This window comes from Ralstonia sp. OTU4908 (assembly GCF_038440115.1).
GTDB classification, from domain to species: Bacteria; Pseudomonadota; Gammaproteobacteria; order Burkholderiales; family Burkholderiaceae; genus Ralstonia; species Ralstonia pickettii.
This window is the reverse complement of sequence record NZ_JASATD010000016.1, coordinates 92,515-112,317: the sequence shown is the minus strand read 5'-3', so window position 1 is coordinate 112,317 and position 19,803 is coordinate 92,515. Positions and strand designations below refer to the sequence as shown.

Genomic DNA, 19,803 nt, shown 5'->3' with positions numbered 1-19,803 from the left:
CCGGCTTGCGGGCTCAACGACGAACCACCGTCGCCACCGCAGGCAGACAGCATCAGCCCGGCACACACCAGGGCAATCGGAGAGATCAGGCGCATTGTCATCTTGAGAGGGGTGGGTGAGGAGTGTCTTGATCAGACTGAGTGCATCCGTTTGGATGCCACGGCAAGCACCAATCCAAGCTAGCACAATCGGATTACGCCGACATTGCCGTGAAATGGCGACGTTATGAAACTTCTTTAGACCAGCGTTCGTGATCGCTCCGAAGGCTTTGCTTTGGTGATCGGCATGCGCATGTTGTGCCGTGCCCGAAGTCAAAGGTTGCCGTCGCTTTCATCGCCATGCAAAACGCACGGGTGTATAGTCAGACAGCACTCGACGTTCAAGAAGGGGGCATTTCAGATGGACACTTCGCCGGCGGGCCAATACAAAGGCTTCGACATTTATCCGTTGGCTTTCCAACATGAACGCACGGCACGCTGGCCCGAGGCCAGGGAGGACCGTAGCTACAACGCAGCCGTGATGATCTGTCGGGCAGGGGAGTCGCCCGAACCCGGGCAGACCCAGGTCTTCCGCCTATCGGGGGACCGGCAATTCAGCAATGTGGGCGCTGCGCGCATTGCTGCGCTGCGCTTCGCTGAGAGCATCATCGATGGCGACGTTCCTGAACTGTCGCTTCCTGCTGACGGGGCGTGAAACCGCGGAACGCGCCCGTGGTAGAATAACGGGCGAATCCGGCTCTCCGCCGGGCCAGTCATGGCCGGTGGCGGCTGAGTCCAGCACCGGGGAATACCCCGCGCCGAGTCGGGCGGCGCGCATCTGCGACCGCCACCCATCCTCGCTCTTGCTTGCACGAAGCGGCGCACGCCATAGGTGGGCGCACTTTATGTTTCGTGCAACTCGGTACCCCCCAGGCCCGCTGTCCGGGCAGATGATCGCGGCGTACCGCTGCATGCCGGTCCAGGCGTGCGGCGTGGTTCGGGTGGGTCATCACATCATTGCAACCATCGGCGCAGCCGCGTGCTGCATACAAAGGAACAAGTTTGGCCAAGGAAGAACTGATTGAATTTGAAGGGGTGGTGTCTGAAGCACTACCCGACAATCGTTTTCGCGTGCAGTTGGAAAACGGCGTGGAAATCTGGGCTTACGCATCGGGCAAGATGCAGAAGCACCGCATCCGCATTCTCGCGGGCGACCGCGTGAAGCTGGAAATGTCGCCGTACGACCTCACGAAGGGTCGCATCAACTACCGGCACAAGTAAGAACGGCTGTGCCGCCAAGACGTCCACCCCGTGGGCGTTTCGAAGAAACCGCGTGTCTGCCCGACCCGCGGTTTTTTTATTATTGTTGCGTAAGCAGCGTTAAATTTCGTTGATCTCCAGACAACATCCGGTATCATCCCGCTTGGCTGCCGACGGGGGGAACACAGTTGGCAGCCAACTGAAGTGCAGGGCTTGTTATATTTTTCAAGCCGCGAGCAGCCCTCGGGTGTGCCCGCGCCAGCTGTACCAGTCCATCAATAAGCGCACGGCCGCTGATCGATCCATCGACTCAGCAGGACCTCTAATCGCGCATCCATTCGCCGACCGGGGCGTCATCTGACGCTCGCACCCGTTCGGTGTTCAGTGTGTCAAGGAAGTCACACCACATCGGGATACCGCACAGGTAGGACGGCGCTTGTCCATCGACGTACTGGGCGTAAGGTTTTTGCGTCCGAGGGAATAGAAAATCACAATGTTGGAAACCAAGAAAGCAGCACAGAGAGCGGCGCGCATGAGCCTGCGCGCTTTGGTAGGTCTGACGGCGGCGGTGACGCTGACGGGCCTGGGAACCCAAACCGCCTCGGCGCAGGCTACACGTCCGAAGGCACCGATCTACGGCGTCACGGTTGACGACGTCAGTAACATCAACGCGATCGTGGCCTCGCTCACGCACCTGCCGTACAAGCCGACCGTGCGCGTGGTCTTTGACCCGGGTATGTCGGCTGCGCAGTACTATCCGGCGCTCGTCGAACTTCATGCTGTCGCCTATGTGATGGGCGAGATCATGGACTCGTACTACTTCCCGAGCGATCTGCAGACGTACACCGACCGTACCAACGAGTTGGTGGGCACGCTGAAGAACGTGGTGGACGTGTGGGAGATCGCTAACGAGATCAATGGGGAGTGGCTGCGCGCGGACCCGACCGGCCCGAATTCGGTGGCCGCAAGCGAAGAGCAGGACATCGGCAACATGGTCGCGGCGGCACATGACATCGTGAAAGCTGCAGGCGGCCTGACCGCGGTCACGATGTACTACAACGACGACGGCAAGGGCACCAACTGCTATGAGCTGCCGATGGACTCGTGGCGTACCTGGGCACAGACGTATTTGCCCGCACGTGTACGTCAGGGTGCTGACTACGCGCTGTTCAGCTACTACCCGTACCAGGACTGTCCCGGTTTGCATCCGACGTGGGCAAACGATTTCAAGTTGCTCGAAAGCATCTTCCCGGTGGCAAAGGTGGGCTTCGGCGAAATCGGCACGTCCAGCACATCGGCTCCGGCATCGGTACAGCAGAACCTGATCAAGTCGTACTACCCGATGGGCACCACCACGATGGCGGCCGACCCGCGCTTTATCGGTGGCTACTTCTGGTGGAACTACGCTGAACAGATGCTCCCGTACAGCACCAGCTCTTACTGGAGCCTGCTGAGCAACACCATCAAGCCGTTGGCAGCACCGCGATAAGAAGGGGCTGCAGCCTCTCCTCGCAAAAGGGGTGGAATTCCGCGCCGGACGGACGGGACACGATCCGGCAACAAAAAACCCGCGCCAGCTTACGCTGCGCGGGTTTTTTCTATGGTGATGCGCGCGTTGGACTCAGCCGCGTGCAGCCAGATAGGCGCGGAATTCGTCGGCGACTTCCTTGTGCTTGAGCGCCAGTTCCACCGTGGCTTTCAGGTAGCCCAGCTTGCTGCCGCAGTCGTAGCGCACGCCCTTGTAGCGGTAGGCCAGGACTTGTTCGGCAGACAGCAGCGATTGGATGGCATCCGTCAGCTGCAACTCCCCGCCCGCACCGGGCTTGAGGTTGCGGATGTGGTCAAAAATGCGCGGCGTGAGGATGTAGCGGCCCACCACGCCGAGGTTGGACGGCGCATTTTCGGGCGCCGGCTTCTCGACAATGCCTGACATCTTGATGACGCTGCCGTCTTCTTCCCACGGGCGGCCATCGACCACGCCGTACGAACGGCTCTGCACGGGGTCGATTTCTTCCACGCCGATCACCGAGCAGTTGTAGTGCTCGTACAGGTCGACCATTTGCTTCATGACGGGCGGGTCGCCGTCCAGCAGGTCGTCAGCCAAGATGACGGCGAAAGGCGAATCTCCGACGAGCTTTTCGGCGCATTGCACGGCGTGGCCGAGCCCCAGCGCTTCCGGCTGGCGCACGTAGAAGCAATCCACATGCGACGGCTTGATCGAACGCACGACCTCCAGCAGCGCGGTCTTCTGCTTCGCTTCGAGTTCGGCTTCCAGCTCGTAGGCCTTGTCGAAGTGATCTTCAATGGCGCGCTTGCTGCGGCCGGTCACGAAGATCATCTCGGTGATGCCGGCAGCCATGGCCTCTTCCACCGCGTACTGGATCAGCGGCTTGTCCACGACCGGCAGCATTTCCTTCGGGCTGGCCTTTGTGGCTGGCAGAAAGCGGGTTCCGAGCCCCGCGACGGGGAAAACGGCTTTGGTGACGCGTTGCATCGTGGTTTCCTTGATATCGATTGTTCTGGGCGCTCAGGCCGCCTGCACCGGCAGCCGTGCGATCTGGGCTTCCAGCTTGACCAGCGTGGCTTTGAAATCGGTCACACGCTTTTGTTCCTGTTCCACTACGGCAGCCGGTGCACGGGCGACGAACGAATCGTTGCCCAGCTTGGCTTCGCACTTGGTGATCTCGCCGCGCAGGCGGTCGATATCTTTCGACAGGCGCGCATGCTCGGCGGCCACGTCGATCTCGATCTTCAGCAGCAATTTGTTCTCGCCAACGATGGCGACCGGTGCACCGGCGCCGTCCTGTTCCATGGCGGCGGCGTCCGTGTAGACCTTCACCTCAGACAGCTTGCCCAGCGCTTGCACGTACGGCGCTGCCACTTGCAGGAAGTCGGCTTCGCCATTGGCGTACAGCGGCACGCGCTGCGCGGGGGAAATGTTCATCTCCCCGCGCAGGTTGCGGCAGGCGTCCACCAGCGCCTTCAATTGCTGCACCCACTGCTCGGCCTGCTCGTCGATCTTGGACAGCGCGGCGCGCGGGTATTCCTGCAGCGCGAGGCTTTCGGTGCCGTCGCCCTTGGCGCGGCCCGCCATTGGCGCAACTTTCTGCCAGAGTTCTTCGGTAATGAAAGGAATGATCGGATGCGCCAGGCGCAGCACGGTTTCCAGCACGCGCAGCAGCGTGCGGCGTGTGGCGCGCTGCTGTGCCGGTGTGCCGGTCTGGATCTGCACCTTGGCCAGTTCCAGATACCAGTCGCAGTATTCGTCCCAGACGAACTTGTAGATGGCGTTGGCGATGTTGTCGAAGCGGTAATCGGCAAAGCCTTTTTCCACTTCGGTTTCCACGCGCTGCAGCAGCGAGACGATCCAGCGGTCCGCCTGCGAAAAGTGCAGGTAGCCTTCGGGGCCGCAATCGCCGACGCATTCCTGCATGCCGCAATCCTGGCCTTCGGTGTTCATCAGCACGAAGCGCGTGGCGTTCCAGAGCTTGTTGCAGAAATTGCGATAGCCTTCGCAGCGGCTCGGGTCAAAGTTGATGCTGCGGCCAAGCGTGGCGAGCGAGGCGAACGTAAAGCGCAGCGCGTCGGCACCGAATGCGGGAATGCCGTCTGGGAATTCCTTGCGCGTGCGTTTTTCGACCTTGGGGGCATCCTTGGGGCGGCGCAGGCCGGTCGTGCGCTTGGCCAGCAGCGGCTCCAGCGCGATACCGTCGATCAGGTCCACCGGGTCGAGCGTGTTGCCCTCGGACTTGCTCATCTTCTTGCCTTCCGAATCGCGCACAAGGCCGTGCACGTAGACGGTGTGGAAGGGCACTTCGCCGGTGAAGTGCAGGGTCATCATGACCATGCGCGCTACCCAGAAGAAGATGATGTCGTAGCCCGTGACCAGCACGGTAGACGGCAGGAAATGCTTCAGTTCCGGGGTGTCGGCCGGCCAGCCCAGCGATGAGAACGGCACCAGCGCCGAAGAGAACCAGGTGTCGAGCACGTCGTCGTCACGCGTGAGCGCGCCGGTATAGCCCTTGGCTGCTGCTTGCGCTTTCGCTTCTTCTTCCGTGCGCCCCACGTACACGTTGCCCGCTTCGTCGTACCACGCCGGAATCTGGTGGCCCCACCACAGTTGGCGCGAGATGCACCAGTCCTGGATGTTGTTCAGCCACTGGTTGTACGTGTTGACCCACTGCTCGGGAACGAGCTTGATCTTGCCGCTCTGCACGGCGTCCAGCGCCACTTCAGCGATGGAGCGGCCCGGGAAACGCGTGCCTTCCGGTGCGGGCTTGCTCATGGCGACGAACCACTGATCCGTCAGCATCGGCTCGATGACCACGCCGGTACGGTCGCCGCGCGGCACCATCAGCGTGTGTTTCTTGACTTCGGCCAGCAGGCCTTGCGCTTCGAGGTCCTCGACGATCTTCTTGCGCGCGTCGAAGCGATCCAGGCCAGCATAGGCGGCCGGCGCGTCGGCAACGATCTTCGCGTCGAGCGTCAGGATCGACAGCTGCGGCAGCTTGTGGCGCTGGCCCACTGCGTAGTCGTTAAAGTCGTGGCCCGGGGTGACCTTGACCACGCCGGTGCCGAACTCGCGGTCGACGTATTCGTCGGCAATCACCGGAATCTTGCGATCGGTCAGCGGCAGGTGGACGAACCTGCCGATGAGATGGGCGTAACGTTCGTCTTCAGGATGCACCATCACGGCCGTGTCGCCGAGCATCGTCTCGGGGCGGGTCGTGGCGACCGTCAGGTGCGTCAGGCCATGCACGGCGTCCGGTTCGGCCAGCGGATAACGGATGTGCCAAAGTGAACCTTCTTCCTCCTCGCTCACCACCTCCAGGTCGGATACGGCGGTGCCGAGCACCGGATCCCAGTTGACGAGGCGCTTGCCGCGGTAGATCAGGCCCTGCTCATACAGACGCACGAATACGTCGCTGACCGCGCGCGACATCTTCGGGTCCATCGTGAAATATTCGCGCTCCCAGTCGATCGAGGCGCCCATGCGGCGCACTTGGCGGGTGATGGTCGAGCCCGATTGCTCCTTCCATTCCCACACCTTTTCGACGAACTTCTCGCGGCCCATGTCGTGGCGCGATACGCCCTGGGCATCCAACTGGCGTTCGACGACGATCTGCGTGGCGATGCCCGCGTGGTCGGTGCCCGGTACCCACAGCGTGTTGGCGCCTGACATACGCGCGTGGCGCGTCAGGCCGTCCATGATGGTCTGGTTGAACGCGTGGCCCATGTGCAGCGTGCCCGTCACGTTCGGCGGCGGGAGCTGGATACAGAAGTCGGGCTTGCCAGCTTCGAGCGTCGCACGGGAGACGCCCATCGCTTCCCACGCTGCGCTCCACTTTTGCTCAATGGTGGTGGGTTCGAAACTCTTGGCGAGGGCTTGGTTTTGATCGGTCATGCTGACAGGGCGCGCAAGCGGCGTAAAAAGACGTTTGGCCCAGGAAAATGGCGGGCGAAAGCATGGAATTATACGGCGTGTCGATGTCCGGCACGGGCGAAGCGGCGAATGCGGCCGGTATAATTTCAGGATTCTGCCGAGGCCCCTCCCGCATGTCTGACCTGCTCGCCAATCTGAACCCCGAACAACGCGCTGCCATCACGCTTCCCGATGAATCGGCGCTGATCCTGGCGGGGGCGGGCAGCGGCAAGACGCGCGTGTTGACCACCCGCATCGCGTGGCTGATTCAAAGTGGGCGGGTGTCACCGTCGGGTGTGCTGGCCGTCACGTTTACGAACAAGGCAGCCAAGGAAATGACGGCCCGCCTGCAGGCCATGCTGCCGATCAACACGCGCGCCATGTGGATCGGCACCTTCCACGGCCTGTGCAACCGGTTGCTGCGCGCGCATTTCCGCGACGCTGGTTTGCCGCAGACGTTCCAGATTCTGGATACGCAAGATCAGCTGTCCGCCGTCAAACGCCTGCTCAAGTCGCTCAATATCGACGACGAGAAATTCCCGCCCAAGAACGTCCAGTACTTCATCAACGGGGCCAAGGAGCAGGGCCTGCGCGCGGGCGATCTGGAAATCGCCAACGAATACGACCGCCGCATGGCCGATCTCTACGCCGCTTACGACGCGCAATGCCAGCGCGAAGGCGTGGTCGATTTTGCCGAGCTGCTGCTCCGCTGCTACGAACTGCTGCGCTACAACGACGCCATCCGTGCGCACTATCAACGGCGTTTCAAGCACATCCTGGTGGACGAGTTCCAGGATACGAACAAGCTGCAATACGCCTGGCTGAAGATCCTCGCCGGCCTGGGCGAGCCTGGTGTCACGCCCAACGCCATCTTCGCCGTGGGCGACGATGACCAGAGCATCTACGCGTTTCGTGGCGCCAACGTAGGCAACATGGTCGACTTTGAGCGCGAATTCCGCGTCGAGCACCGGATCAAGCTGGAGCAGAACTACCGCTCGCACGGCCATATCCTGGATACCGCCAACCACCTGATCTCGCACAACACGCGTCGTCTGGGCAAGAACCTGCGCACCGACGCCGGCCATGGCGAGCCGGTGCGTGTCTACCAAGCTGCGACGGATGGGCAGGAGGCCGGCTGGATTGTCGATGAAATCCGCGACCGGATTGCCACCGGCATGTCGCGCTCGGAAATCGCCATCCTGTATCGCAGCAACGCGCAGTCGCGGGTGATCGAACACGCGCTGTTCTCGGCCGGCATCCCGTACAAGGTGTACGGCGGCCTGCGCTTCTTCGAGCGTGCGGAAATCAAGCACGCGCTGGCGTATCTTCAACTTCTTGAGAATCCCGACAATGACGCGGCCTTTGGTCGCGTGGTGAATTTCCCGGCGCGTGGCGTCGGGGCGCGCTCGCTGGAGCAGCTGCAGGATGCGGCGCGGCTCTATGGCATTTCACTCGCTGCGGCGGTGCCGTACCTCACGGGGGCGGCGGGCACCAAGCTGTCGGCTTTTGTCCGTCTGATCGAACAGATGCGTGCCGACACGCGCCAGATGACGCTGCCTGAAATCGTGCAGCACGTCATTCACGCCAGCGGCTTGATCACGCATTACCAGGGCGAGAAGGAAGGTCAGGACCGCATCGAGAACTTGCAGGAACTCGTGACCGCGGCCCAAGCCTTCGTTGCCGAAGAGGGCTATGGCGTCGACGCGATTGCGACCGCGCTGCCCGTGCGCCACGACGCCATGCTGCGCATCGAAGGCGGGGAGACCGATACCGCTTCTGAACTGGTGACCGACGAGACGCCCGCGGAGATGACGCCGCTGGTGGCTTTCCTCACGCATGCCTCCCTGGAAGCTGGCGATAACCAGGCCCAGGCCGGCCAGGATGCCGTGCAGATGATGACCGTGCATGCGGCCAAGGGGCTGGAATTCCACGTCGTCTTCATCACCGGGCTCGAAGAGGGCTTGTTCCCCCACGAAAACAGCCAGATGGAGAAGGACGGCCTGGAGGAAGAGCGCCGCCTGATGTACGTGGCGATTACCCGGGCCCGTGAGCGGTTGTATCTGTCGTTCGCGCAAAGCCGCGTGCTGCATGGTCAGATCCGTTACCACATCCGCTCACGTTTCTTTGACGAACTGCCCGAAGACACCTTGAAGTGGCTGACCCCGCAGCATTCGGGTTACCAGGCCACGCGCCGTGTGCAAGGTGATACCGCGTGGGGCAAGGATTGGTTCAAGCGCCCGGAACGTGGCGATGACGACGCCTACACCGGCCGCCCGACCGGCGGCATGGACACCGGCAAGAACTACGCCGATGCCAAGCGCGCAGAGGCCACGGGCTTCCGCGTGGGCCAATCGGTGTTCCACAACAAGTTTGGGGAAGGCGTCATCACGACGCTGGAAGGCGAGGGCGCCGAGGCGCGTGCCCAGATCAAGTTCAACCGCCACGGGGTGAAGACGCTGGCGTTGGGTATCGCCAAGCTCGACCCGATCAACTGAACGTCGATCGGGTCGTCGGGCCGATCAGGCCGTCGTGTCCGTCGTCTGGCCGGCGGCTTGCGTGACGTTGAAGCAGCCGCGGTAGGTGGCGTAGAAGGAGCAGTACAGCACGGCCATCACCAGTATCCGATACGGCGTGGCGATGATAGGGGCGATGTTGTTGGCACCGCTCGACGCGAACAGCGCATCGATGAACAGCGGCACCGCGATCAGCAGGATTGCTACCAAGACGCCGTACGCGATGAACGCAGCGCGATTGCGCCACACGGCCATCCAACTGAAGAACAGCGCCTTGCCCACCGGAATGCCGTGCCATGCCACCAGCAACGGCGCAAACCAGAACAGCACCGCCACGGGGATATAGAGCACCGAGCCCATCACCATGGCGAGGTAGAACTCGCGGATGGCGTCCGTGGTGAGCGGCTTGTCGGTGACCACGGTCATCAGCGTGTCGACATCCGCCATGGTCATCAGCACGCCGCTGACCACCAGCACCAGCACGCCGTAGATGCCGCCAAGCTTGAGCAGGGCGCGCATCGCATCCTTGCCGTACGCACGAAAGCCTGCAATGAGCGACGTGGGCCCGACGCGCTTGCCCGCCACCGTATCGCGGCAGGCCGACATGAAGCCCACGAAGATGGCTGGATTCACGAGCAGGATGGCGAACACACCAATCGGCGGCACCAGCAGCATCAGCAGGTTGACCGCAAACAGGTAGATGAACAGCAGCAGCAAGAACCCGATCGGGTTCTTACGAAACAGCCACGCACCCTGGCGCAGCCAGACGTAGCCTTGCTTGGCCGGTACTTCAATCAGTTGCATGGTTGGGGAAGATCCAGAGTCAGGCCACTCGCGCCAACCCGTGCGCGCAGCACGCGCTCGAAGTGGGTGGGGTCATGCGGCTTGAGCAGTTCGGCATCGCGCGGGAGATAGAAATCCCACAGGCGAGAGACCCAGAAGCGGTACGCCGCGGCACGCAGCATGTCTTGCCAGTGCCGCGCTTCCGTGTCGGTAAACGGGCGTACAGCGTGATACGCGCCGAGCATCGCACGTGCCCGCTCGGCATCCAGCACGCCTGTAGCCAGGTCGATGCACCAGTCGTTGACGGTGACGGCCACGTCGAAGAGCCACTTGTCGACACCGGCAAAGTAAAAGTCGAAGAAGCCGCCGAGCCGTTCCGGCTGGCCGGCGGTGGCCGGCTCGAACAGCACGTTGTCGCGGAAGAGGTCGCAATGGCACGGACCTTCGGGCAGCGCAGCGTAGTCGGCGCTGGCAAAGAAACGTTGCTGGTGCGCGAGTTCGCTTTCGAGCAGCGCGCGCGTGTCGCCGTGCACGAACGGAGCGACATCGGGCACGACTTCGTTCCACCACGGGAGGCTGCGCAGATTTGGCTGATGGCGCGGATAGTCGCGTCCGGCCAGGTGCATGCGGGCGAGCATGTCGCCGACGATGCTGCATTCCGACACCGTGGGCGCCAGGTTCGAGCGGCCCGCCAGACGCGTGACGATGGTCGCCGGCTTGCCGTTGAGCGTGCGCAGGATTTCGCCGTCGCGGCCGGCAATCGGTGCAGGCACGCTGATGTCGTGCTGCGCCAGATGCTGCATCAGATACAGGTAGAACGGCAGTTGCTCTAGCGTCAGCCGCTCGAACAGCGTGACCACGTAGTCGTGCGTCTGCCCATCCTTTTCCGTGGTCAAGAAGAAATTGGAGTTTTCGATCCCGGAGGGGATGCCGCGAAATGCGCGCACGGCGCCCACATCGTATTGATCCAGCCAGAGAGCGATCTCGGCGTCGGAGACCGGGGTGAAAACAGCCATGCTTCAGGAATGGGAAACGGGTGGAGGGAAAGGCAGCCGGCTCACAGCGCGGCCGCCTTGCAAGCGCCGCGCTCGCGGCACAGGCTTAGAACTTCAGGACGTTGACCGAGGGCACCCGATCGATATCACCGCGCTCACGAATGCGCGGCGAGCTGTCTTCGGGCTTGCTCAGGTTGTACGACGTGCCCATGCCCGACTTGACATGGATGTCCGGCGCCTGGCCCTTCTGGAAGCGGTATTCCTCGACCTGCGTACCGTCGTTGTCGCGGTAATCGAAGCTCGGCTTGATGCGCTCGTTGTGAATCGCGCCGCGGGTCGGCTTGGAGATCGGCTGATTGTTGATGGCCTTGACGTCGGGCAGGTCCAGACCGGCGCTGTCGGAAGTCACCTCGGCATGCGCGGGCAGGGCGATGCCGAGGCAAAAAGCGGCCCCTGCCAGCAGCCCAGCGTGGCGCATCAGGCGCGCGGCATTGGCAAAGCCGGAGGGGACGGCGGCGGACGGGTGAAGCAGCGAATCCATCATGGACTCCGGCGGGTGATCTGGGACCCTACATTCTAGCAGTCCGGCCTCACGCCATCGTCCGTTCATGTGGCGCCGAATGTCACACCCGAGGTTACAGATAGAACATCTCTTCCTTGGGCGGAATCGGCGAGGTGCCTTCGCGCTTTTCGTAGAACTCGTAGACGGCATCCAGCGCATCCTTGGGTTCGTCGACGATGCGCATGATGTCGAGGTCGTGCTCGGCAATCAGGCCCATCGGCAGCAGCGTAAAGCGGAACCAGTCCAGCAGGCCCTTCCAGAAGTGGCTGCCGAACATGACCACCGGCACGCTGCGCGATTTGCCCGTCTGGACGAGCGTGAGCACTTCAGCCAGTTCATCCAGCGTGCCGAATCCACCGGGCATGACGATAAACGCATCCGAATTCTTCACGAACGTGACCTTGCGCGTGAAGAAATGGCGAAAGCGCATCGAAATGTCCTGGTATCGATTGCCTTGCTGTTCGTGCGGCAGTTCGATGTTCAGACCGACGCTGGCCGACTTACCCGCGTGCGCGCCTTTGTTGGCCGCTTCCATGATGCCGGGGCCCCCACCGGAGATGACGGCGAAGCCCGCATCCGAGAACAGCCGAGCGATTTCGATGGTGCGTTCGTAGTACGGCGAATCCTCGCGCAGACGCGCGCTGCCGTAGATCGAGACGGCCGGACGGATCTCCGAGAGGTACTCGGTCGCCTCGATGAACTCTGCCATAATCGTGAACATCTGCCAGGAGGCGCGCGCTTTCTTTGCGGTGGCGCGTTCTTCGTCGGCGAGTGCCCGCAGGCTGGGGATCATCTTGCGATCGGTACGGCCATGTGCCAGGTCCGCTTTGGGCTCGTGTTCGACGCCCACCGTCACGTTGACATCCATGTCGGCCGTGGTGGCTTGGCGCGAGGGGCTCACCCCGGTCAGTTCTGTCGCCGAAACCTCCGACGCGGAAGCACCGGCAGCCTGCTTTGCCACGCCGCCTTCAGCGGAAGCGCCATTATCGGAAACGCCTTTTGGCGTTCCAGTCACTTTAGAGTCCATGGGAATGTCGGAAAGTCAAGAAACGCTGTTGCTCGTCGATGGCTCGAGTTATCTGTACCGTGCCTATCACGCACTGCCCGACTTGCGAAACGGAGAAGGGTTTCCTACGGGGGCCATCTACGGCATCGTGAACATGCTGCGCAAACTGCGCAACGACTATCCGGCCAAGTATAGCGCTTGCATTTTCGACGCCAAAGGCAAGACCTTTCGCGACGACCTCTATCCGGCCTACAAGGAGCATCGCGCGCCCATGCCCGATGACCTGCGCGCGCAGATCGAACCCATCCACGAAGCCGTGCGGGCATTGGGTTGGCCCATTCTGGTGATCGAAGGTGTCGAGGCCGACGATGTGATCGGCACCCTGGCTGAACGGGCTGCTCGCGAAGGCGTTCGCACCATCGTCTCAACGGGTGATAAGGACCTCGCCCAACTGGTGAATGACCACGTGACGCTGGTCAACACCATGACCAACGAAACGCTCGACCCGGCCGGCGTGCAAGCGAAGTTCGGCGTGCCGCCGGAGCGCATCGTCGACTATCTCTCTCTGATTGGCGACACCGTGGACAACGTGCCGGGTGTGCCCAAGGTGGGCCCGAAGACCGCGGTGAAATGGCTGACGGAATTCGGCTCGCTCGACAACGTCATCGCGCGTGCAGGCGAGATCAAGGGCGTGGTGGGCGAGAACTTGCGCAACACGCTCGAGTGGCTGCCCAAGGGCCGCGAACTGCTGACCGTGAAGCTCGACTGCAACCTCAGCAAAGAGGTGCCGACATTCGATGCACTGATCGACGGCGGCGAAGACAAATCCAAGCTCGTCGATTTCTTCTCGCGTTATGGTTTCAAGACGTGGCTGCGCGAGGCTTCTGGCGAGGCCCTGCCCGATACGCGCAGCGTGGGTGCCGCACGCAAGGCTGCAACGCCCGTGAAGAATTACGCCAGCGAGGCGGCACAACTGCAAGCACAGGCCAACCTGTTCGATGTGGAAGCGCCGCCCGATGAGATCAAGTACGAGACGGTGACGACCGAGGCGCAGCTTGAATCGTGGATGCAACGCCTGGACGAAGTGGATCTCGTCTGCATCGATACCGAGACGACGTCCATTGACCCGATGCTCGCGCAGTTGGTGGGCATTTCGCTGTCGGTCAAGCCGGGCGAGGCTTGCTACATTCCGGTGGCGCATCGCGGGCCGGATGTGGCCGGGCTCGATGCAGCGGCGCAGCTCTCGCGCGACACGGTGCTCGCGCGCATGAAGCTGTGGCTCGAAGACGAATCACGCAAGAAGGTCGGCCAGCACCTGAAGTACGACGCGCATGTGTTTTCCAACCACGACATCGCGCTGCGCGGCATCGAGCACGACACGATGCTCGAATCGTATGTGCTGGAGTCTCACCGCAATCACGGCATGGACGCACTGGCCGAGCGCGTGCTGCATTTGAAGACGATCACTTACGAGGCCGTGTGCGGCAAGGGCGCATCGCAGATCGGCTTTGACGAGGTGCCGCTCGATCGCGCGACCGAATACGCGGCAGAGGACGCCGATATCACGCTGCGCCTGCATCGCACGTTATTCCCCAAGGTGGCCGAAGACGACAAGCTGCGCTACGTCTACGAGCAGATCGAAATGCCGACCTCCATCGTGCTGCAGAAGATGGAGCGCAACGGCGTGCTGATCGATGCTGACCGGCTGGCCAAGCAGAGCAACGAACTGGGCTTGCGTCTGATCGAGCTGGAAGCCGAGGCGCACAAGCTTGCCGGTCAGCCGTTCAACCTCGGTTCGCCCAAGCAGATCGGCGACATCTTCTTCAACCAGATGAAGCTGCCGGTCATCAAGAAGACCGCAAGTGGTGCGCCGTCGACCGACGAAGAGGTGCTGCAGAAGCTGGCCGAAGACTATCCGCTGCCGAAGCTGCTGCTCGACTACCGGGGCCTGGCCAAGCTGAAGTCGACCTACACCGACAAGCTGCCGAAAATGGTCAACCCGCGCACCGGGCGGGTCCACACCACCTACGGTCAGGCGACGGCGGTGACGGGGCGTTTGGCCTCCACCGATCCGAACCTGCAAAACATTCCGGTGCGTACGGAAGAGGGGCGGCGCATTCGGGAAGCATTCATCGCGCCGGAGGGCAGCGTCATCGTATCGGCCGACTACTCGCAGATCGAGCTGCGCATCATGGCGCATCTGTCGCAGGACGAAGGCCTGATGCGCGCGTTCCGTGAAGGCCAGGACGTACACCGCGCAACGGCTGCCGAGGTGTTCAACGTGACGCCGCTGGAGGTGACGCCGGACCAGCGCCGCGTGGCCAAGGTCATCAACTTCGGTCTGATCTACGGCATGAGCGCGTTTGGACTCGCCAGCAACCTTGGCATTGGACGAGACGCCGCCAAGCTTTATATCGACCGCTACTTCGCCCGCTACCCCGGCGCCGCGAACTACATGGAAGAAACCCGCCAGAGCGCGCGCGAGCAAGGCTACGTGGAGACGGTCTTCGGCCGTCGTCTGTGGCTGCCGGACATCAACGGCGGCAACGGCCCGCGCCGCCAGGCCGCAGAACGCGCCGCCATTAACGCGCCCATGCAGGGCACGGCGGCTGACCTGATCAAGCTGTCGATGCTGGCAGTGCAAGGGTGGCTCGACGCCGAAGCGATGCGCTCGCGCCTGGTCATGCAGGTGCACGATGAATTGGTACTGGAAGTCCCGCAGGACGAGCTTGCAGTGGTGCGCGAGCGACTGCCGGAGTTGATGTGCAGTGTCGCAACGCTGCGCGTACCCCTGGTGGCCGAAGTCGGCGTAGGCGCGAACTGGGAAGAAGCACACTGACGCGATCGCATGCCGCGCCAGAGCCGCGCCGTGAAGCAACGCTCGGCGCCACTTTGCCTGCCGAGGCAGCCTGCCAGGGCCTGGGCATGCGGTTGCCATGATTCGCCATATCCATGCGTGCGGGGTTGCGGTGAATTTTGCGTTGCAGCAGACTGCACCTGACAGATCACGTGATCGAAAAGATTCAACGGCTCCAGGAGAGGCACATGGCAGGGCAGACGGATGGCGCAGGCGGGGCGGGCGGGCGGCGTATTGTGGTGGTCGGGGGGGGCGCAGGCGGGTTGGAGCTTGCGACGCGCCTGGGCGACAAGCTTGGCAAGCGCGGTGCCGCCCAGGTCATTCTGGTCGACCGCAATCCCACACACATCTGGAAACCACTGCTGCATGAAGTCGCTGCCGGCAGCATGGATCCGAACACGCATCAGCTCGAATACGCTGCGCAGGCGCGATGGCACGGCTTTGAATTCCAGCAGGGCGAGTTGAAGGGCCTTGATCGCGTCGCCAAATCCATCATCGTGTCCGGATGCGTCGATGCCGACGGCACCGAGGTGCTGCCGGAGCGTGCCATTTCGTACGACACGCTGGTGCTGTCCATCGGCAGCGTGACGCATTTCTTTGGTGTGCCGGGCACGGCCGAGCACGCCATCGCGCTCGACACCGCATGGCAGGCCGAGCGCTTTCGCCGCAAGCTCATCGCGGCATGCATGCGCGCGCAGAACGGCGTGGCCGATGCGCGTCCGCAGGTCGACATCGCCATTGTCGGTGCGGGAGCCACGGGCGTGGAGTTGTCAGCCGAACTGCGCAACACCGCGCACGTGCTGGCGGCTTATGGGCTGCACAAGCTGGACCCGCGCCACGACATTCGCATCCATTTGATCGAAGGCGGCCCGCGGATTTTGCCGGTGCTCAAGGAGCGTATTTCCGCAGCCACCACGGAACTGCTGCACAAGCTCGACGTGGACGTCATCACCAGCGAACGGGTGACGGAAGTCACGGCCAGCGCCGTCAACACGGCGAGCGGCAAATCCATTCCGGCAGATCTGACCGTGTGGGCCGCGGGCATCCGTGCACCGTCGGTGCTGGGCGAGCTGGGGCTGCCGGTGAACAAGCTGGGTCAGGTGGTCGTCTCGCGCACCCTGCAGGTGGAGGGCGACGACTCGATCTACGCCTTTGGCGATTGCGCGAGCTGCCCGTGGCCCGAGGCGTCGTCCAGCGTGCCTCCGCGTGCGCAGGCGGCACATCAGCAGGCCACCTATCTGTTCGATGCGTTGCGCAAGCGCATGGAGGGCAAGCCAGTCCAGCCGTTCGCGTTCAAGGACCTTGGCTCGCTGGTGTCGCTTGGCCATTTCAGTGCGGTCGGCAGCCTGATGGGCGGGCTGATCGGCGGATCGATGTTCATCGAAGGCCTGATGGCACGTCTGATGTACACATCGCTGTACCGGATGCACGTGCTGGCGCTGCACGGCTGGGTGCGCATGTCGGTCGACACGGTCATGCACTGGCTGCGCAGCAAGACGAATCCGCGGGTCAAGCTGCACTAGGCCCGTCCTCGTGGCCGAGCCGGATGTCTGGCTCGGCAACAATGCATCTGCTTCGGTAGACTAGCCGCTTCGTTCACCGTAACCGCCCATGGGCGCGAGGAGAGTGCGATGCAGCTTGATGCAGAAGTGGAGAGTCTGGTACCCGGCCGCAGCTTTGACCGTCGCGGCTTCATGAAGACGGCGCTGGGCTCAGCCTTTGCGGCGGCGGTGCTGCCGGTGTCTGCCCAGACCGTCCATACCGATTTCAATGGCCTGACGGCGGGCGAAGTGACCGTGCCCGTGGGCGATTTCAAGATGCCGGCGTATCGCGCGCAGCCTGAGGGCAAGACGAAGCTGCCGGTGGTGATCGTCATCAGCGAAATCTTCGGTGTACACGAATACATTGCCGATATTTGCCGGCGCTTTGCCAAGCTCGGTTACCTGGCGATCGCGCCGGAGTTGTTCGTGCGCCAGGGAGATCCGCGTGCTTACGGAACCGTGCAGGAAACCGTCGCCAACGTGGTCTCCAAGGTGCCGGATTCGCAGGTGGCGGGCGATATCGACGCCACGATCGCCTGGGCCAAGGAGAACGGCGGCGATGCAGCGCGTATCGGCATGACCGGCTTCTGCTGGGGCGGTCGCCAGGTCTGGTTGTCCGCGGAGCGCAATCCCGGCATCCGGGCGGCGGTGGCGTGGTATGGGCCGCTGAAAGGCAATCCGAATCCGCTGCAACCGGTCTCGCCCGTCGACCTGGTCGACGACCTGAAGGCGCCCGTGCTGGGCCTCTACGGCGCCAAGGACACCGTGATCACGGAAGACGTGCGCGACACGATGAAATCCGCATTGGAAAAATCCAAGAACCCCAAGGCGCACGCGTCGCGCATCATCGTCTACCCGAATTCCGGTCACGCATTTCATGCCGATTACCGCCCCAGCTATGTGAAGGCCGACGCGGAAGACGGCTGGAAGAAGTGCCTCGCCTGGTTCAAGGACCACGGCGTGGTGTAGCAGCGCGACGCGCCCAACGCGAAAGGCTCTGGGGAGTCGTCCCGGGGCCTTTTTCTTTTGTCTGCACTGGCAAAGGTTGATAAAGCGGCATACAATTCGCCCTTCTTGCAACTCTGTTGCGTTTATCGGCTTCCGCTGCGTTACGTCCGCATGACCTTCGATACCACCCTGTTAGGCATTCTCCTGGCCACCGCGCTGTCTGGCATCGGCAGCATGGCGGGCGCTGCCGTGCTGTCGCTGACAGTGTTGTCGCGCATGGTCGATCGGATGGTCAGTTTTTCGGTGGGCGTGCTGCTGGCCACGTCGCTGCTACATTCGTTGCCCGAGGCATTCGAAGCGCATCGCGGTATCGAACCCAATACGCATGCGCTGTTTGCCACGCTGCTGGCCGGGCTGCTGGGATTTTTCCTGCTGGAAAAAATTTCACTGATCCGCCACTCACATCACCACGAGGGCGATGGACACGGCCATCACCACGGCCACGACCGGCAGGAAGCCGGGCGCAGCGGCCTGATGATCCTGGTGGGCGATGGGCTGCATAACTTCTCGGACGGCATCGTGATCGCCGCGGCGTTCCTGGCGGACACCAAGGTCGGCATCGTCACGGCGCTGGCGATTGCCGCACACGAGATCCCACAGGAGATTGGAGATTTCATGGTGCTGCTCAACGCCGGGTTCTCCAAGACGCGCGCCTTCGTCTACAACCTGATCTGCAGCCTCTGCGCGCTCGTGGGTGCGGTGCTGGGTTACTACCTGCTGGACCGTCTGACGTCGTGGATTCCGTACGTGCTCGTGGTGGCGTCGAGCAGCTTCATCTACATCGCCGTGTGCGATCTGATGCCGCAGATGAAACGCCGGCCGCGCTGGCAGGAATCGGCGGTGCAGGTTGCATTGATTGCGGCAGGCATCGCGATGATCTTTTTGCTGACCGAAGGTCTGCACGGCCACGCGCACTGAGGCGCCGCATCGCTTAAAAAAAGCCCGGTCGAAGCCGGGCTTTTTGCTGCGCGCTGGATTCGCAGATTACGGGTTCGGCCCCGTTGCCACCGGGCGCGACGGATCGCTGCACCACTCGCTCCATGAGCCGGCGTAGAGCGCGGCGCCGGTGAGGCCGGCGATCTCCATGGCCAATGCGTTGTGGCAGGCGGTCACGCCCGAGCCGCATTGCAGCATCGCGTCTTGCGGCTGGGCCCCGGCCAGCACGGCCGTAAAGTCGGCCCGCAGTTGGTCTGCCGGCTTGAACGTGCCGTCGGCCTGCAGGTTGTCGCGGAAGAAGCGGTTGCGCGCGCCAGGGATGTGGCCGCCAACCGGATCGAGCGTCTCGTTCTCTCCGCGATAGCGGTCCGGCGCGCGGGCGTCGACGATGGGCTTGTCGGCGTGGCCGAGGTATTTCTGCACGATCTCTGCCGTCACCATCTGCACGAGCGAGGGCTTGCGCGTGATGTTGCCGGGCGTGGCGTTGAGCTGCGGTTCTTCGGGCACGATCTGGTCGACGGGAAAGTGCGCGGCTTCCCACGCCTGCAGGCCGCCATCGAGTACGGCCACATCGGCGTGACCGACCCAGCGCAGCAGCCACCACAGGCGCGCCGCGTACATGCTGCCCTGGCGGTCATACGCGACGACCTGCGTGTCGTCGTTCACGCCTAGCGCCTGCAGGCGCGCGACCAGCGCCTCTGCGTCGGGCAGTGGGTGGCGGCCGTTGGTGCCGGTTTTGGGGCCCGACAGTTCGTTGTCGAGGTGCATGTAGAACGCGCCGGGCACATGGCTGGCGTGATACGCATCGCGCCCCGCGGCGGGGTTGGCGAGGTCGAAACTGCAATCGATGACAACCACCGCCTCAGGCGCGCTCTGTTGCAGCGCGGCCAGTTGCGGCGCGGTGATGAGGGTGGCGTAGTGAGCGCGTTCGCTCATGGCGGC

General features: G+C 62.9%; 15 protein-coding genes. 8 read left to right on the top strand and 7 right to left on the bottom strand.

The genetic code is table 11. The features are described 5' to 3' along the window. Positions 1-399 precede the first annotated feature (399 nt). The 3 genes from AAHM38_RS15600 to AAHM38_RS15590 all read left to right on the top strand — a co-directional run bounded on the left by AAHM38_RS15600 (position 400) and on the right by AAHM38_RS15590 (position 2,727). The gene (locus AAHM38_RS15600; RefSeq protein ID WP_004631110.1) at positions 400-693 is read left to right on the top strand and encodes a hypothetical protein; all 294 of its coding nucleotides are present in this window, start codon (positions 400-402) and stop codon (positions 691-693) included. 347 nt (positions 694-1,040) lie between these two features. Further along, positions 1,041-1,259 (top strand): translation initiation factor IF-1, encoded by a 219-nt coding sequence (gene infA / locus AAHM38_RS15595; RefSeq protein ID WP_004631109.1) that lies wholly within the window; start codon positions 1,041-1,043, stop codon positions 1,257-1,259. A gap of 472 nt (positions 1,260-1,731) precedes the next feature. Then, positions 1,732-2,727 (top strand): hypothetical protein, encoded by a 996-nt coding sequence (locus AAHM38_RS15590; protein WP_041668226.1) that lies wholly within the window; start codon positions 1,732-1,734, stop codon positions 2,725-2,727. Between the two features lie 132 nt (positions 2,728-2,859). Here the strand turns inward: AAHM38_RS15590 and galU are convergent, their stop codons facing one another. Both galU and AAHM38_RS15580 read right to left on the bottom strand, forming a co-directional pair. Then, a complete protein-coding gene (gene galU / locus AAHM38_RS15585; protein WP_012762448.1) occupies positions 2,860-3,732 on the bottom strand; it encodes a UTP--glucose-1-phosphate uridylyltransferase GalU in 873 nt (290 codons plus the stop codon). Between the two features lie 33 nt (positions 3,733-3,765). Beyond that, positions 3,766-6,642: a valine--tRNA ligase gene (locus AAHM38_RS15580; protein ID WP_116575381.1), complete on the bottom strand. Its 2,877-nt coding sequence runs from the start codon at positions 6,640-6,642 to the stop codon at positions 3,766-3,768. A 152-nt stretch (positions 6,643-6,794) separates the two neighbouring features. Between AAHM38_RS15580 and AAHM38_RS15575 the strand changes: the two genes are divergently transcribed. Then, a complete protein-coding gene (locus AAHM38_RS15575) occupies positions 6,795-9,155 on the top strand; it encodes a UvrD-helicase domain-containing protein (RefSeq protein WP_116575380.1) in 2,361 nt (786 codons plus the stop codon). A 24-nt stretch (positions 9,156-9,179) separates the two neighbouring features. Here AAHM38_RS15575 and AAHM38_RS15570 read toward each other — a convergent pair whose 3' ends face one another. The 4 genes from AAHM38_RS15570 to AAHM38_RS15555 all read right to left on the bottom strand — a co-directional run bounded on the left by AAHM38_RS15570 (position 9,180) and on the right by AAHM38_RS15555 (position 12,540). Next, positions 9,180-9,977 (bottom strand): BPSS1780 family membrane protein, encoded by a 798-nt coding sequence (locus tag AAHM38_RS15570; RefSeq protein ID WP_116575379.1) that lies wholly within the window; start codon positions 9,975-9,977, stop codon positions 9,180-9,182. Next, positions 9,968-10,972 (bottom strand): homoserine kinase, encoded by a 1,005-nt coding sequence (locus tag AAHM38_RS15565; protein WP_116575378.1) that lies wholly within the window; start codon positions 10,970-10,972, stop codon positions 9,968-9,970. The genes AAHM38_RS15570 and AAHM38_RS15565 overlap by 10 nt, the downstream gene beginning before the upstream one ends. 85 nt (positions 10,973-11,057) lie before the next feature. Further along, positions 11,058-11,492: a hypothetical protein gene (locus AAHM38_RS15560; protein ID WP_004631096.1), complete on the bottom strand. Its 435-nt coding sequence runs from the start codon at positions 11,490-11,492 to the stop codon at positions 11,058-11,060. Between the two features lie 94 nt (positions 11,493-11,586). Continuing rightward, positions 11,587-12,540: an LOG family protein gene (locus tag AAHM38_RS15555; protein ID WP_004631094.1), complete on the bottom strand. Its 954-nt coding sequence runs from the start codon at positions 12,538-12,540 to the stop codon at positions 11,587-11,589. Between the two features lie 4 nt (positions 12,541-12,544). Between AAHM38_RS15555 and polA the strand changes: the two genes are divergently transcribed. The 4 genes from polA (at position 12,545) to AAHM38_RS15535 (ending at position 18,843) form a co-directional block, all read left to right on the top strand. After that, positions 12,545-15,358, top strand: coding sequence for a DNA polymerase I (gene polA, locus AAHM38_RS15550; protein WP_116575512.1), 2,814 nt, complete (start codon positions 12,545-12,547; stop codon positions 15,356-15,358). A gap of 206 nt (positions 15,359-15,564) precedes the next feature. Continuing rightward, positions 15,565-16,899, top strand: coding sequence for an NAD(P)/FAD-dependent oxidoreductase (locus AAHM38_RS15545; RefSeq protein ID WP_116575377.1), 1,335 nt, complete (start codon positions 15,565-15,567; stop codon positions 16,897-16,899). Between the two features lie 108 nt (positions 16,900-17,007). Next, positions 17,008-17,886, top strand: coding sequence for a dienelactone hydrolase family protein (locus AAHM38_RS15540; RefSeq protein WP_116575376.1), 879 nt, complete (start codon positions 17,008-17,010; stop codon positions 17,884-17,886). Positions 17,887-18,036: 150 nt separating this feature from the next. Continuing rightward, the gene (locus AAHM38_RS15535; protein WP_012762439.1) at positions 18,037-18,843 is read left to right on the top strand and encodes a ZIP family metal transporter; all 807 of its coding nucleotides are present in this window, start codon (positions 18,037-18,039) and stop codon (positions 18,841-18,843) included. A gap of 66 nt (positions 18,844-18,909) precedes the next feature. Here AAHM38_RS15535 and AAHM38_RS15530 read toward each other — a convergent pair whose 3' ends face one another. Next, a complete protein-coding gene (locus AAHM38_RS15530) occupies positions 18,910-19,797 on the bottom strand; it encodes a sulfurtransferase (protein ID WP_116575375.1) in 888 nt (295 codons plus the stop codon). Positions 19,798-19,803 lie beyond the last annotated feature (6 nt).

Bases quoted from the DNA above. Each gene is read 5' to 3' on its own strand.
- AAHM38_RS15590 (WP_041668226.1), top strand. From the start codon at position 1,732: ATGTTGGAAACCAAGAAAGCAGCACAGAGAGCGGCGCGCATGAGCCTG.
- AAHM38_RS15570 (WP_116575379.1), bottom strand. From the start codon at position 9,977: ATGCAACTGATTGAAGTACCGGCCAAGCAAGGCTACGTCTGGCTGCGC.
- galU (WP_012762448.1), bottom strand. From the start codon at position 3,732: ATGCAACGCGTCACCAAAGCCGTTTTCCCCGTCGCGGGGCTCGGAACC.
- AAHM38_RS15580 (WP_116575381.1), bottom strand. From the start codon at position 6,642: ATGACCGATCAAAACCAAGCCCTCGCCAAGAGTTTCGAACCCACCACC.
- AAHM38_RS15535 (WP_012762439.1), top strand. From the start codon at position 18,037: ATGACCTTCGATACCACCCTGTTAGGCATTCTCCTGGCCACCGCGCTG.
- polA (WP_116575512.1), top strand. From the start codon at position 12,545: ATGTCGGAAAGTCAAGAAACGCTGTTGCTCGTCGATGGCTCGAGTTAT.
- AAHM38_RS15530 (WP_116575375.1), bottom strand. From the start codon at position 19,797: ATGAGCGAACGCGCTCACTACGCCACCCTCATCACCGCGCCGCAACTG.
- AAHM38_RS15545 (WP_116575377.1), top strand. From the start codon at position 15,565: ATGGCAGGGCAGACGGATGGCGCAGGCGGGGCGGGCGGGCGGCGTATT.
- AAHM38_RS15540 (WP_116575376.1), top strand. From the start codon at position 17,008: ATGCAGCTTGATGCAGAAGTGGAGAGTCTGGTACCCGGCCGCAGCTTT.
- AAHM38_RS15560 (WP_004631096.1), bottom strand. From the start codon at position 11,492: ATGGATTCGCTGCTTCACCCGTCCGCCGCCGTCCCCTCCGGCTTTGCC.
- AAHM38_RS15600 (WP_004631110.1), top strand. From the start codon at position 400: ATGGACACTTCGCCGGCGGGCCAATACAAAGGCTTCGACATTTATCCG.
- AAHM38_RS15555 (WP_004631094.1), bottom strand. From the start codon at position 12,540: ATGGACTCTAAAGTGACTGGAACGCCAAAAGGCGTTTCCGATAATGGC.
- AAHM38_RS15565 (WP_116575378.1), bottom strand. From the start codon at position 10,972: ATGGCTGTTTTCACCCCGGTCTCCGACGCCGAGATCGCTCTCTGGCTG.
- AAHM38_RS15575 (WP_116575380.1), top strand. From the start codon at position 6,795: ATGTCTGACCTGCTCGCCAATCTGAACCCCGAACAACGCGCTGCCATC.